Consider the following 12,592-nt stretch of genomic DNA (forward strand, 5'->3'; position numbering starts at 1 on the left):
ATCAGAGGGCCGGCAACGGTTCGCGGACCAACTGGGGCAATTTGGCGGCGGTGGCTTCGTCGGACGGGGAGTAGGTGACGATGTGGGGGCTGGCGGGGTTGGGCTCGAACCAGAGGTTGCTGGCCAGTAGGTGCAGGTCGCCGACCTCGCGGTGCCGGTAGTGCTTGCGGGCGGTGGTCGGGGTCATCACCTCGTGGCGTTCCCAGAGTTCGCGGAATTCGGCGGATTCGGTCTGCAGCCTGTTCAGCAAGGCTTTCCAGGCCGGCTCGCCGAGGTTCGCGGTCATCGACGCGCGGAACTTCGCCGTCATCAGCCGCAGGGTCAGATCGAGATCGCCCATCGTCGCCCGCACCTGCTCGTGGGTGAACGCCAGCCAGATCATGTTGCGGTCCTCGGCCGGTACCGCATCGAGATCGCAGAACAGCCGCTCGAAGCTGCGGTTGTAGGCGAGCACGTCGAAGCGATTGTTCTGCACGCTGGACGGGAACGGGTCGAGCTGGTCGATCATCAACCGGATCGCTTCGCTGACCGGGCTGTAGCTGTTCGCCGGCGTCGGATCGATCGACCCGGCCAGGCTGAACAGGTGGTTGCGTTCGGACCGGTCCAGCCGCAACGTCCGGGCGATCGCGTCGAGCACCTCGGCCGAGACCTGGATGTCGCGCGCCTGCTCCAGCCAGGTGTACCAAGTCACCCCGATGGCGGCGAGCTGCGCGACCTCCTCACGCCGCAACCCCGGCGTACGGCGTCTGCGGCCGACCGGCAGACCGACGTCCTCGGGCGTGAGGCGCTCGCGCCGGCTGCGCAGGAAGCTGGCCAACTCGTCCCGGCGAGGGCTGTCGCTTGCGTCCATGACACCAGGATGGCATCGCACTCAAACTGGTACCAGGTGCAATTTGTACCAGGATAAGGAGACTCTGGTACCAGGCTGAGCCCCGCTTGAGGGTGGTATCCATGACCACACAGTTGGAAGTGACCACCCGGCCCGCCTCCGCGGCGACCGGTCACCTGAGTGGGCTCGGCCTGCTGGCCCTGCTGCTGTCCGGGGCGCTGCCGATCCTCGACTTCTTCATCGTCAACGTGGCCCTCCCCGCGATCGACACCGATCTCGCCGCCGGCCCGGCTCTGCTCGAACTCGTCATCGCCGGCTACGGCGTCGCGTACGCCGTCCTGCTGGTCGTCGGCGGCCGACTCGGCGACGCCCTCGGCCGGCGGCGCATGCTGCTGATCGCCTTGTCCGCCTTCATCCTGACCTCGCTGGCCTGCGGTCTCGCGCCGACCGCGCTGCTGCTCGTCGTCGCCCGGATCGCCCAGGGCGCCTCGGCCGCGCTGCTCAACCCGCAGGTCCTCGCGACCATCCAGACGGCCACCACCGCCGACCGCCGGAACCGGGCCGTCGGCCTGTACGGCGCGGTCGCCGGCCTGGCGATGGTGATCGGCCAGGTGCTCGGTGGCCTGCTGGTCGCCGCCGACTTCGCGGGCCTCGGCTGGCGCACGGTCTTCCTGGTCAATGTGCCGGTCGGCCTACTGACCCTGCTGCTCGCTTCCCGCACGGTGCCCGCTACGCGCGCGGCCGAGCCGGCTCCGATCGATCGGGCCGGAACGATCTTGCTCAGCCTGTTGCTGGTCCTGCTGCTGATCCCGTTGAGCGAAGGCCGCGCGGCCGGCTGGCCGATCTGGTCCTGGCTGAGTCTGGCGGCGGTACCTGCAGCGGCATACGCCCTCTTGCGGGTCGAGCGGGCTAAGGAGCTCAGAGGAGTCCTTCCGCTCTTGCCGACCAGGCTGCTCAGCGTCCCCGCAGTACGGACCGGGCTTGTGCTGCTCGTGCCGTTCTCGATCGGGTTCGGTGGGTTCATGTTCGTCTTCGCGATCGCGCTGCAGCAAGGACTTCACCTGGGCCCTGTTCAGGCCGGGCTCGCGTTGGCGCCGCTGGCGGTCTGCCATCTGACTGCCTCGCTGGTCGGCCCGCGCCTGGTCAACCGCTTCGGCACCCGGGTACTGGTCGGCGGCGGGCTCACACAGATCGCGGGACTCGCAGTACTGGCGGCTGTCGTACTGCGTGAGTGGGAGCACCTGACACCGCTCATGCTCCTGCCGGGGATGGCGCTGTGCGGCTTCGGCACCGGCTCCCAGATCCCGGTGATGTTCCGCGTTGTGCTGTCCGGCGTACCGGCTGAGTTCGCGGGTGTCGGAAGCGGCCTGATGGTGACGATCCAGCAGGCGTCGCTCGCGGTCGGGGCCGCGCTGATCGGCACGGTGTTCCTGTCGCTGACCGGTCCCCTGCACGGATCCGGTGGCGCGCTGGCCGGAACGATCGCCGCGATCGCCGTCCTCATCGGTCTGACCGCGACCCTGGCGACCCGGGCCGAACTCGCCGGTTGATGCAGGACTTGGAGTGGGTGGGGAGGATGGAAGAGTGATCACGGTTGAGCAGGCGAGGCGGTTGCGCAAGGCCGGGGCGCTCTGGGTGCCGAGCGCCGGGGACCGGTTCGTGGTACCCGACCGGGAGATGGACGACGACGTGTTCGTGGTCAGCGACATGACCGTCGAGGTGCACGACTATCCCGGCGGCAAGGTGATCGGCTTCAACGGGACCACCGAATGGGCGCTCGACAGCATCGAGCAGCGCGAGGTGATCTGGTTGCCACGCGAGGAACAGCTGCGCGCGTTGCTCGGTGCGCGGTTCCAGCGGATGGAGGCGGTCCCGGAGGGCTTCGCGGTGGTGACCACGGACGGTACGTACGTCTCCGCCGACGCCGAGCAGGCGTACGCCGAAGCTCTCCTCGACCTCCTCAACGGCTGACGACGAAGGCCTCCTCGGAGGATGGTGCGGTCGTCGTCGACGGCGGTCGCGCCTTCGGCCGGCTGGCTCCGCCTCACCTGATGGGTCAGCGGATCAGGGCCGCACGCAACTCGGCGGCGCGGTGGGCGACCCGCTCCCGGGAGCCGGCGGCGAACCGGTGCAACGGGGTGTCGAGGATCGCGGCCGCCTGCAGATGCGTGAGATCGAGGAGTTCGCGCAACCGCAGTACGGCGGCCTCCCGGTCGGGCGCGTCCGCGATCGCGTCGAGCACCTCGGTACGCCGGTCGAAGGCGCGCAGCAGGCCCTCGTAGATCTCCAGCTGCGTGTATGCCGACCGGTCGGGCTCGATCGCTCCGGGGTGCACGCTTCGATCGTCCCCCTTCGAAGCGCTGTGGTCGAGAGACGCACCCCGCACGACCTGCCGCCACAACGCCGGTACTACGGGCCGGCGTGACCGGGTGGAACCACGGGTGATCATCGGGGCATAGGTCGTCATCGCTTTGCGCTCCTCGTTCTCGTCTGGCAGATGTCGTCTCGGTCGACGCGGTCGTCTCGGTGGGCGCCGTCGTCTCGGTGGGCGCCGTCCTCGCGGACGGGGCGGCTCTGGTCGTGCTCGGCGATCGTGACCACGGGTCAGCCGGCCTCGGCGGCGCCGCTGACCTGCAGCGCCGGGCATCGCTTGCCCGGGGTGGTGAGCGCCTCGAAATGCCAGGGCTCGTTGTCGTAGCGGCGGCACAGCCCGTACCGCCAGCCGTTCTTCTCCAGCCACGTCATCGCGCTCCGCGGCCCGATGTCGACCGCCTTGCCCTTCACGTGCGCGGACTTCTCCGGCGGCAGCACCCAGCGGATCGCCTCGCGGTACGAGCCGTACTTCGCGATCGCTGCCTTCAGCAACTGTTTCTGCTTGGCGACGCTGCGCCGGGCGGACGTGATGCTGATCGTGATCCCGTCCGCCTTGGCAGCAGCCGTCGCCTTGCGCAGCCGTGACCTCATCTTCGGGGTCAGCCCGAGATCGCTCTCCTCGGCGTACACCGGGCCGGTGGTCTGCACCGATTTGGTCGGGTCCGCGGTGGGATTGCTCTTCGATGGGGTGGTGGGAGCTTTCGTCGGCTCGCCGTCGGGCGGCAGCGTCGCGCTGGTCTCGGTCACCGGCGGTTTGTTGCCGGTGGCACCGGAACCGGCGACGACCGGGTGTTTGTCCGCGGCGGAGTCGAGGTCGAGCAACTCGCTTAGCTGGGCGTGCCACACCAGCAGCGATCCGACCGCGAGCGCGACCACGACCAGACCGGTCACGGACAGCAACCGGGTTCGCGCCCGGTTCGTACGGCGCGGCGGCAGCTCGTGGGTCATGGGGTACAGCCTCTCGGTTCAGCACGGTCACCACATCGGCCCCAGGGACCGTCCTCAGCGGCCGGAAGTCGGACCTGGGTATGGGGTCGGACGCCGGGGCTCCTCCGAAAGTTGGAGTCGGCAGCCGTCCGGGCGCAGGAACCGGCGATTGGCGCGCGCGACTACTCTGAGCAAGTAATTGCGTCGAGCGAGCCGTCGAGAGGCATCCGGGTGTTGAACTTCTGGCGACGGTTACCGTCCGTGCAGCAAGATGTGCTGCTCGCGGCGGTCATCGGCATCGGCTGGTTCTTCGGCCTCGCCCTGATCAACGGCAGCGGGTTACGCCCGGCCAATCCGAGTGTCTCCGTGGTCACCGGGATCTTCCTGGTCTTCACCGTGGCCCTCGTACGGCGACTCCCCCGGGTCACCTTGCTGGTCGTCTCCGTGCTGTATCCCCTGTTCTACGCGGCTGCAGAGACCGGGCTCGCCGAGCAGATCGGGCTCGACATCTTCCGGGCGCCGGCGATCAGCGACGCGGCGCTGCAGTCCGAGCTGCACCTCGTCCCCTTGCTGGTGGTCGGCTACCTCGCCGCGTCGAGCGGGGTACGCCGGTTCACCACCTTGTTCTTCACCATGGGCAGTCTGTTCGCGTTGATGATCTGCCTGCCCGCGGTGGTCGCCATCGTGCTGAGCAACCGGCCGGACATCACCCGGTACGGCCCGCGGTACAAGACTCTTCCGACCGACATTTCCAGTTTGTACAGCTACATCGACGTGTCTCTGTTCGTCTTCGCCGAGGCGTTGATCTGCGGCATGGTGCTGCTCGGCGCCAACGCGCTGCGCCGCCGCAAGACGATGCTGGTTCTCGAGCAGCGCAACGCCGCCCTGGTCCGCCTCCGGGCGATCGAGGCCGAGCGGGCCGCGGCCGCCGAACGAACCCGGATCGCCCGCGACCTGCACGATGTCGTCTCGCACCACATGAGCGCGGTGGTGATCCGCGCCCAGGCCGCCGACCGGGTGGCGGACCGCAACCCCGAGGCGCTGCGCGAGGCGATCCGCTGGATCATTGCCAGCGGCAAGGAAGCGCTGACCGCGATGCGGGAGACCGTCCGGGTCTTGAACACCGCGTCGTCCGGCGGCGGCGCCGAGACCGCGCCGGTGCCGGATCTGTCGGACGTCACCCGGATGGGTGAGCGGCTGAAGGCGGTCGGTGTCGAGGTGACGATGGACCTGCCGACCCGCAGGCAACTGGCCTCGGCGACCGACCTGACCGCAGTACGGATCATTCAGGAAGCGCTCACCAATGTGATGGTGCACGCCAAGGCCACCGCGGCCCAGGTCAGCTGGCAGAGCGGGCCGCAGGGTGAACTACTCACCATCGACGACAACGGCACCGGCGGACCGCCGCCGGTGAACGCGCTGGAGACCGCCCGGCGGAACGAGAGCGGGCGGGGCAACGGTTTGATCGGAATGCGCGAACGAGCGAACGCGGTCGGTGGCACCCTCGCCCTGGCCGCCGGACCACTGGGTGGATGGAGAGTGCAGGCATGGTTGCCGCCGCAGAGGTGACGGAACAGATCCGGGTCCTGGTCGCCGACGACCAGGGCGTGATCCGGATGGGGCTGGCGATGATCCTGGATCACGAACCGGACCTCACCACGGTCGCGCAGGCCGGCGACGGCGAGGAAGCTCTCCGGATGATCGAGCAGTACGACCCCGACGTCGTACTGATGGACATCCGGATGCCGGTGATGGACGGCCTGGTCGCTACCGAACGGATCACCCGCGCGAGCAAGGAGTCCGGCCGCAGCCGGCCCGCCGTACTGGTGCTGACGACTTTCGACGACGAGGCCTACGTGCTGAGCGCCGTACGGGCGGGGGCTTCCGGGTTCTTGCTGAAGGACACCGATCCGGATCTGCTGGTTTCTGCGGTACGGGCCGTGCATCGCGGCGACTCGCTGGTCGACCCGGCGTCGACGCGGGTACTGCTGGAGCGTTGTGTCGAGCTGGAGCGACGAGTGGGCGGCGACGAGCCGGCGCCGACGGCGGCCCCGGACGCGCGGTGGGCCGGAGCACTGAGCCAGTTGAGCGATCGCGAACGGGAGATCCTCGTCTGGATGGCCCGCGGCCTGTCGAACCGCGACCTCGCGACGAAGCTGTTCGTGAGCGAAACGACGGTGAAAACCCACGTCAGCAACGTTCTCTCGAAGCTCGGCCTGTCCAGCCGGGTCCAGGCCGTCGTCGTCGCCTACGAAGCCGGCGTGGTCCGCCCCGGCGAAGCCGACGTCAACTGGGACGCCTAAGTCAACGCGTAGACAGCCCCCACGGCCGCGGCGATGATCAATCCGACAGCCAACAACTGAACACGAATCGACGCCTGACGGCGCTGCGGCAAGAAGTCCCCGGTCATATCGTCAAGCGTGCCTCGCGAATCCCGCCCACCCATCCTCCCCAGGAACGGTTCCCCCCTCATCCCTAGGAATGACAACCGTTCCTCGTACGAGATGAGCGCCGTCGGTCAGGTCGGCTTGAGGGGGCCGGTGGGTTTGTAGGTGGTGAGGATGAGGCCGGAGGGGAGGGCTTTGGTGTCGGCCAGGTCGTAGGTCTGGCCGGGGGTTCCTTCGGCGAAGAGGCGTTTGCCGGTGCCCATCAGGACCGGGTAGGTGATCAGCAAGATCTCGTCGGCGAGGCCGTGTTCGAGCAGGGTGGTGGTGAGGGTGGAGCTGCCCGAGAGGACGAGGTTCGGGCCGGAGGTGCCTTTGATGCGTCGGACGCCGTCGACGATGTCGCTGCCGACGCTCTCCACCGGGCCCCATTCGAGGCTTTCCGGGCGGTTGGTGACGACGTACTTCGTGGCCGCGTTGATGCGGTCCGCGACCGGGTTGCTCGGCATCTGCGGGAAGATCTCCGTCCAGAGATCGTAGGTGAGACGGCCGAGGAGCAGATCGAACCTGTCGCCGTGGCCCTCGAACACGGCGGCGCCGGCCTCGGCACTCCGATAGGGCGCCGTCCAGTCGACGTACGGAAAGTCGTCGCCGTCCGCGGTGTTCTGAATCACGCCGTCCAGCGACATGTGCTCGACGATCTTGAGGTTTCGCATGGTGTTTTTCTCCTTGTTCCAGGGGTTTTCTGGTGGATCAGGCCGGCACGTATCGCAGCGTGCGCATCACACTCCTCCTGCCTGGGTGGGCCTGTCGGCCCGGTAGCCTGCGACGAGCGTTGCCGATCCGCCCCTCGGTCGTCGTCGTCAGATCTGGTGATATCGCGGTCCGGTCTTCCCGGTTCGCAGGCACCGGACGGCTCAGGCTGGTCCTGGTAAGCGAGGGGGTTGGGGTGCCGTCGACAGTGAGTCCGGTGCTCGTCGGGCGGACGATCGAGCTGGCAGCGATCACGGCGGCGTACGAGCGCTGCCGGAGCGGTGAAGCGGTCACCGTTCTGGTCTCCGGCGAAGCAGGCATCGGCAAGTCGCGCTTGGTCACTGCCGTGCTCTCCGAGCTGGCTGAGAGTCAACCGCTGGTGCTGACCGGTGGCTGCCTGGAGCTGGGCGCCGACAGCGCGCCGTACGTGCCGTTCGTCGGGATCCTGCGCGACCTCGTCCGCCAGTACGGCCAGGAGCGGGTCGACCGCATGCTGCCGCTGGCGGCGTCGAGCCTCGCAGGCTGGCTGCCCGGCCATCGCCCGGCGGACGTGCCGCACAGCAGGATCCAGTTACTCGAGGAGTTCCTCAGCCTGGTCACCCGGGCGTCCGAAGAGCGCGCTGTGGTGATCGTGGTCGAGGACCTGCACTGGGCCGACACCTCCAGCCGCGAGCTGCTCGCCTACCTGGCAAGGAACCTCGGCAGCCACCCGGTGCTGTTGATCGGCACTGTCCGTACCGCCGAGCTGGTCCCGGGCCACCCCGGTCGGAGGCTGCTCGCCGAGCTGGGTCGCCGAGCCGACGTAGTACAGGTTCAACTCGAGCCGCTCGATCGGCAGGACGTCAGGGCGCTGTTGACAGCCCTGGAGGGCAGCGTCGCAGATCCTGCCTGGACCAGTCGGGTGCACCAGCGCAGCGGCGGCAATCCGCTGTTCGTCGAGGCGCTGCAGAGCGTCGGCGGCGTATCGACCGCCGGCCTGACGGACCTGCTGCTCGACCGCATCTCCGAGCTGCCCCCACAGGCCGTAGACCTGCTCGCGCTGATCGCGGTCGCGGGCACGCCGGTGCCGGACGAGCTCCTGCAGACCGTGGCGGGACTCTCCCACGACGAGCTGCAACCCGTACTGCGAACGCTGGTCGAGCGGCAGCAGCTGGTGATCCGCGACGACGGCTATTGGATCCGCCACGATCTGATCCGCGAAGCCGTCTACCAGGCACTACTCCCCGCCCAGCGTCGGCGACTGCACACCCGGTACGCCGAGGCTCTCACCGACAAGCCCGAGTCGACGGCTGCACTGGCCGAGCACTGGATCGCAGCAGACCAGCCCACACTCGCACTGCCCGCCGCGCTCGCTGCAGCAGCAAGTGCCCACGACCAGTACGCGTACGACGAGGAGCTGCACCTGCTGGAGCTGGTGCTGGCACTTGCGGACCGGGTCCCCGACGCACCGGTCGACCGGGCCGAGGTCAGGGAACGGGCCGCGACCGCAGCCCACGTCGCCGGACGGTCCGCAGCAGGTATTCAGCACAGCACCGCCGCCTTGGCGGAACTGGACGCAGCCGTAGAACCGGAGCGAGTCGCCAAACTGCTCGGCGTCCGCGGAATCCTGCTGGTCCAGGAGAACGGCGGTGGACTGGACGACCTGGCCGCCGCTGTCGCCCTCGTTCCGCCAGGGACAGCGGACGTCACCCGGGCCCGGTTGCTGTCGTACTGGGCAATGGTCGGCATGACGATCGAAAGTCGTGAGCAGGTCGTCGACGTGGCCACTGCCACCATCGAACTCGCCGGACAACTGCAGGACGATGCGAGCCGGGCGCGCGGACTGATCGCACTCGCGGCGACCCACGGATGGGCAGGTGAGCTGGCAGAAGCCGTCCCCCTGTTCACAGCCGGACGGGAGGCAGCCCTCGCCTCGGGCAGCCACCACGCCTACCTGACCGCTTTGCAGTGGGAGTCACTCAGCCTCTTGTACGCCGGACGCAACACGGAGGCTGCGGAGCTGGCGAGGACCGGCCAACAGGAGGCAGAACGGTTCGGACTCGGTCGCTCCCGCGGGAGCATGCTGGGCGGCTGCCGCGCAGCCGCGCTCGATACCCTCGGCCACTGGGACGAGGCACTCGAAGTACTCGACGACGTGATCGCCGACGAACCACCGCCGCTGTACCGGATGGCGGTCGCCTTGCTCGGCGCCGACATACACGCCCGCCGCGGTGAGGTCGACCAGTACGACGAGATCCTCGCCGAAGCGACTTCGTTCGTCCGGAACGACCCGGGGCCGAACGTCGTCCGTGGTGGCTTGCTGCGGTTGCAGTTCGACCATGCGGTGGCGACCGGCGAGCTCAGTACGGCTGACGACCTCATCGACGCCGTGCTGCGGGCGGGGCCCGCAGAGCCCCAGCAAGAGAGCGACGCGCTCTTCGCACTCCAGGGCAGTCTCCGGCTGCTGCCCCTGCGCCAGGCCGGCAGGAAAGCCAAGGCCTTGGACCAGTTGCGCGAACTCGCGGTACTTGCCGCAGCGGAGCCGCGGCAAACGCTGGGGAGCAAGGGAATCCGCCTGACGGCTGCAGCCACTCTCCAGGACGCGCCCCTGCAGGAGTGGGACAGGATCGCCGAGTTCTGGCGCGAACTGGAAGACCTCTTCGAGCTGGCCGACTCGCTGGCGACCGCTGCGCAGGTGGCACTGTCGACCAGCAACAAGTCCGGCGCCCGGACGCGATTGCGGGAGGCTCGGTCGCTGGCCACGACCCTGCGAGCCAAGCCGTTGCTCCGGCGCATCGACGAACTCGCAGTACGGGCCCAGCTCACCGGGGATCAGCCCGAGGTCGGCCCCGGCGCCGAACTCGGCCTGACGCCACGAGAAGTCCAGGTACTACGGGTGCTGGCGCTCGGCCGCTCCAACGCCCAGATCGCCAACGAGCTGTTCATCTCGGTGAACACGGTCGCCACCCACGTCGCCCGCATCCTCACCAAACTCTCCGCCACCACCCGAACCGAAGCCGCCGCCACAGCCCACCATCACAACTTGTTGTAGCCGGTGTTCTATTCGCCGAAGTACTCGGCGGCGACCTTTTTGGGGACGCACATGCGCCAGGCGTCGAGGATCAGTTCTCGCAGTTCGGTTGGGTCGAGGGCGGCGAGGTTGACCTCGATCCATTGGTAGCGCTCGTCGGACTTGCTGGGTGGGAGGAACTTGTCCGGGTACGCCGCGATCGCGGCCTCCCGTTCCTCTTTCGGGAAGCCGATGCCCAGTTGCTTCTCGTCCCGCGACAGCGCGAGGTACACGATCCGCCCGACCCGGAACTTGATCCGGTCCCGCACCACGACCTCGTAGCTGCGCGGCAGCCCCTCCGCCACCGCCCGAATGTCCGCCAGCCCGACCATGCCCCCGAGCCTACGCAGCAACACTGACAACCGGTGTCAGCGTTGAAAGCCACCCGCCTGGCTACTTTCAGTGATCGCGTTGTGATCTCGGACTCGACAGCGCGCTTCCGTTTGCGGTTGGCCGGGCGGGACGCCGTACCGTGGGCGGATGTCTGAGACAGCGGTGGTGAGTGCGGTGGAGGGGGCCGAGGTGGTGTTCCGCCTCGCGGACCCTGAGCGCGCGCTGCACGGGGTGCGGCTCTGGGAGGAGCTGGGGATCGCCGCTGAGCTGCTGGAGTTCAAGCTGGTCGACTACGGCTGGGAGCTGCGGCTGCCGCGGCCGTCGGTGCACCGGATGGAGTACTTGTTCGACATCGCCGACGCCGGGATGCGGACCGATCCGACCAACCCGCGAGTGGTCGGCGGTGCGTTCGGTGAGCACTCGTGGCTACCGCTGCCCGGGTACGTCGAACCGCGGTGGATCGACATCGAGCCGATCGCGGCCGACGTGACCGCGCTGCCCGTCGACCCGACGCCGGTGGGACAGGTCGATGTCGAGGTCTGGGCTCCGAGCGGGATCGCCCCGAGCTTCGAGCTGCCGTTGCTGATCTCCCATGACGGCCCGGAGTTCGCGGCGTACGCGGGCCTCACGCACTACACCGGCGCGATGGTTGCCGATGGCACCCTGCCGCCCTTCCGGCTGGCGCTGGTCCGGCCCACCTCGCGAAACCTCTGGTACGCCGCCAACCCGCAGTACGCCGAGGCGTTGACCCAGAACGTGCTGCCGGCCGTCACCTCGCAGTACAAGAGCAAGCTGCCCGTACTGATGGGCGCGAGCCTCGGTGCGCTGGCCGCCCTGTACGCCGAATGGAACCACCCGGGCACCTTCGCGGGACTCTTTCTGCAGTCCGGGTCCTTCTTCACGCTCGACACGGATCCGCAGGAAGCGAAGTTCGAGTACTACGCCGAGGTCACCGCCTTCGTGAACCAGGTGCTCGCGGCAACCGAGCCCCCGAGCCGGCCCGCGATCGCGATGACCGCCGGGACGCCGGAGGAGAACGTGCACAACAACCGGGTGATGGCGGCGCACTTGACTGACCTCGGTCTCCGCGTAGCCTTCGACGAAACGCCGGACATGCACAATTTCACCGCCTGGCGTGATGTGCTTGATCCCTGTCTGACGGGTCTACTGCGGCGCACCTGGAGTGAGGCTGATGGAACGTGAACAGGTCGAGCTGGAGGCACCCGGGCTGGACCGTCCCGGGACTCTGATCCGGTACGGGCACTACGGGCGACCGGTGCTGGTGTTCCCGAGTGAGCAAGGCCGGGCCTGGGACTACGAGAGCAACGGCATGGTCGGTGCCGTCGCGGACCTGATCGAAGCTGGCCGGATCAAGTTGTATTGCGTGGACTCCTACGACCACGTCAGCTGGTCGGACCGGAGTCTGCCGCTGGAGGAGCGCGCTCGCAGGCACGGGGCGTACGAGTCCTGGATCCTCGACCAGGTGGTGCCGGCGATCGGCAGCGACACCCCGGGTGCCGCGGACATCATCACAACCGGCTGCAGCCTGGGCGCTTTCCATGCGCTCAACTTCGCGATGAAGCGCGCCGACCTGTTCCCGATCGCGATCTGCCAGTCCGGCAACTACGACGCGGCCAGCTGGCATCCGTGGGGCGAGCGCGGCGACGCGCTGTACTTCAACAACCCGGCGGACTACCTGCCCAACCTGGAGGGCGACCACCTGGAGTGGCTGCGCAACCGGGTGTTCCTGGTGCTTACCGTCGGCCAGGGCGACTGGGAGACCCACCCGACCGGTTCCTTGCCGTCGGCGCGCGCCATCAGCGCAGTACTGGCTGCCAAGGGCATCCCGCATGACCTGGACCTGTGGGGGTACGACGTCGCGCACGACTGGCCCTGGTGGCGCAAGCAGATCGCCCACCACCTGCCCCGATTCTGTTAAGGAGC

Annotated in this window: 12 protein-coding genes; 7 read left to right on the top strand and 5 right to left on the bottom strand. The window is 68.4% G+C overall.

Annotated features, from left to right (window positions below; genetic code table 11):
• Position 1: 1 nt before the first annotated feature.
• On the bottom strand, positions 2-850 hold the full coding sequence (locus tag DIZ26_RS30690) for a helix-turn-helix transcriptional regulator (RefSeq protein ID WP_112247914.1): 849 nt from the start codon (positions 848-850) through the stop codon (positions 2-4).
• Between the two features lie 101 nt (positions 851-951).
• Here DIZ26_RS30690 and DIZ26_RS30695 point away from each other — a divergent pair, with 101 nt between their 5' ends.
• Together DIZ26_RS30695 and DIZ26_RS30700 are read left to right on the top strand one after the other, a co-directional pair.
• On the top strand, positions 952-2,379 hold the full coding sequence (locus DIZ26_RS30695; RefSeq protein ID WP_112247915.1) for an MFS transporter: 1,428 nt from the start codon (positions 952-954) through the stop codon (positions 2,377-2,379).
• A gap of 34 nt (positions 2,380-2,413) precedes the next feature.
• Complete coding sequence (locus DIZ26_RS30700; RefSeq protein WP_112247916.1) at positions 2,414-2,800, top strand: pilus assembly protein CpaE; 387 nt, start codon at positions 2,414-2,416, stop codon at positions 2,798-2,800.
• An 85-nt stretch (positions 2,801-2,885) separates the two neighbouring features.
• Here DIZ26_RS30700 and DIZ26_RS30705 read toward each other — a convergent pair whose 3' ends face one another.
• Together DIZ26_RS30705 and DIZ26_RS30710 are read right to left on the bottom strand one after the other, a co-directional pair.
• Positions 2,886-3,296, bottom strand: coding sequence for a hypothetical protein (locus tag DIZ26_RS30705; protein WP_112247917.1), 411 nt, complete (start codon positions 3,294-3,296; stop codon positions 2,886-2,888).
• 137 nt (positions 3,297-3,433) lie between these two features.
• On the bottom strand, positions 3,434-4,150 hold the full coding sequence (locus DIZ26_RS30710) for a M15 family metallopeptidase (protein ID WP_112247918.1): 717 nt from the start codon (positions 4,148-4,150) through the stop codon (positions 3,434-3,436).
• Between the two features lie 240 nt (positions 4,151-4,390).
• On the opposite strand from DIZ26_RS30710, the gene DIZ26_RS30715 reads away from it, so the two are divergent.
• A complete protein-coding gene (locus DIZ26_RS30715) occupies positions 4,391-5,698 on the top strand; it encodes a sensor histidine kinase (RefSeq protein WP_232828717.1) in 1,308 nt (435 codons plus the stop codon).
• Positions 5,695-6,432: a response regulator gene (locus DIZ26_RS30720; RefSeq protein ID WP_232828731.1), complete on the top strand. Its 738-nt coding sequence runs from the start codon at positions 5,695-5,697 to the stop codon at positions 6,430-6,432. Before DIZ26_RS30715 ends, DIZ26_RS30720 begins: the two co-directional genes overlap by 4 nt.
• Positions 6,433-6,647: 215 nt before the next feature.
• On the opposite strand, the gene DIZ26_RS30725 is transcribed toward DIZ26_RS30720, so the two are convergent.
• Positions 6,648-7,229, bottom strand: coding sequence for a dihydrofolate reductase family protein (locus tag DIZ26_RS30725; RefSeq protein ID WP_112247920.1), 582 nt, complete (start codon positions 7,227-7,229; stop codon positions 6,648-6,650).
• 233 nt (positions 7,230-7,462) lie between these two features.
• On the opposite strand from DIZ26_RS30725, the gene DIZ26_RS30730 reads away from it, so the two are divergent.
• Positions 7,463-10,297, top strand: coding sequence for a helix-turn-helix transcriptional regulator (locus DIZ26_RS30730; protein ID WP_157979856.1), 2,835 nt, complete (start codon positions 7,463-7,465; stop codon positions 10,295-10,297).
• A gap of 8 nt (positions 10,298-10,305) precedes the next feature.
• Here the strand turns inward: DIZ26_RS30730 and DIZ26_RS30735 are convergent, their stop codons facing one another.
• Positions 10,306-10,647: an MmcQ/YjbR family DNA-binding protein gene (locus DIZ26_RS30735; RefSeq protein ID WP_112247922.1), complete on the bottom strand. Its 342-nt coding sequence runs from the start codon at positions 10,645-10,647 to the stop codon at positions 10,306-10,308.
• A gap of 148 nt (positions 10,648-10,795) precedes the next feature.
• Here DIZ26_RS30735 and DIZ26_RS30740 point away from each other — a divergent pair, with 148 nt between their 5' ends.
• A complete protein-coding gene (locus DIZ26_RS30740) occupies positions 10,796-11,851 on the top strand; it encodes an alpha/beta hydrolase (RefSeq protein ID WP_112247923.1) in 1,056 nt (351 codons plus the stop codon).
• Positions 11,841-12,587 carry an esterase family protein gene (locus DIZ26_RS30745; protein ID WP_112247924.1) on the top strand — a complete coding sequence of 249 codons (747 nt, stop codon included), beginning with the start codon at positions 11,841-11,843 and terminating at the stop codon, positions 12,585-12,587. The genes DIZ26_RS30740 and DIZ26_RS30745 overlap by 11 nt, the downstream gene beginning before the upstream one ends.
• Positions 12,588-12,592: the final 5 nt, after the last annotated feature.

The sequence above is a fragment of the Kribbella monticola genome (assembly GCF_003261635.1).
Classification (GTDB): domain Bacteria; phylum Actinomycetota; class Actinomycetes; order Propionibacteriales; family Kribbellaceae; genus Kribbella; species Kribbella monticola.

Coding starts and splice junctions, on each gene's coding strand:
- DIZ26_RS30705 (WP_112247917.1), bottom strand. CDS start 3,296: ATGACGACCTATGCCCCGATGATCACCCGTGGTTCCACCCGGTCACGC.
- DIZ26_RS30690 (WP_112247914.1), bottom strand. CDS start 850: ATGGACGCAAGCGACAGCCCTCGCCGGGACGAGTTGGCCAGCTTCCTG.
- DIZ26_RS30735 (WP_112247922.1), bottom strand. CDS start 10,647: ATGGTCGGGCTGGCGGACATTCGGGCGGTGGCGGAGGGGCTGCCGCGC.
- DIZ26_RS30740 (WP_112247923.1), top strand. CDS start 10,796: ATGTCTGAGACAGCGGTGGTGAGTGCGGTGGAGGGGGCCGAGGTGGTG.
- DIZ26_RS30695 (WP_112247915.1), top strand. CDS start 952: ATGACCACACAGTTGGAAGTGACCACCCGGCCCGCCTCCGCGGCGACC.
- DIZ26_RS30745 (WP_112247924.1), top strand. CDS start 11,841: ATGGAACGTGAACAGGTCGAGCTGGAGGCACCCGGGCTGGACCGTCCC.
- DIZ26_RS30725 (WP_112247920.1), bottom strand. CDS start 7,229: ATGCGAAACCTCAAGATCGTCGAGCACATGTCGCTGGACGGCGTGATT.
- DIZ26_RS30710 (WP_112247918.1), bottom strand. CDS start 4,150: ATGACCCACGAGCTGCCGCCGCGCCGTACGAACCGGGCGCGAACCCGG.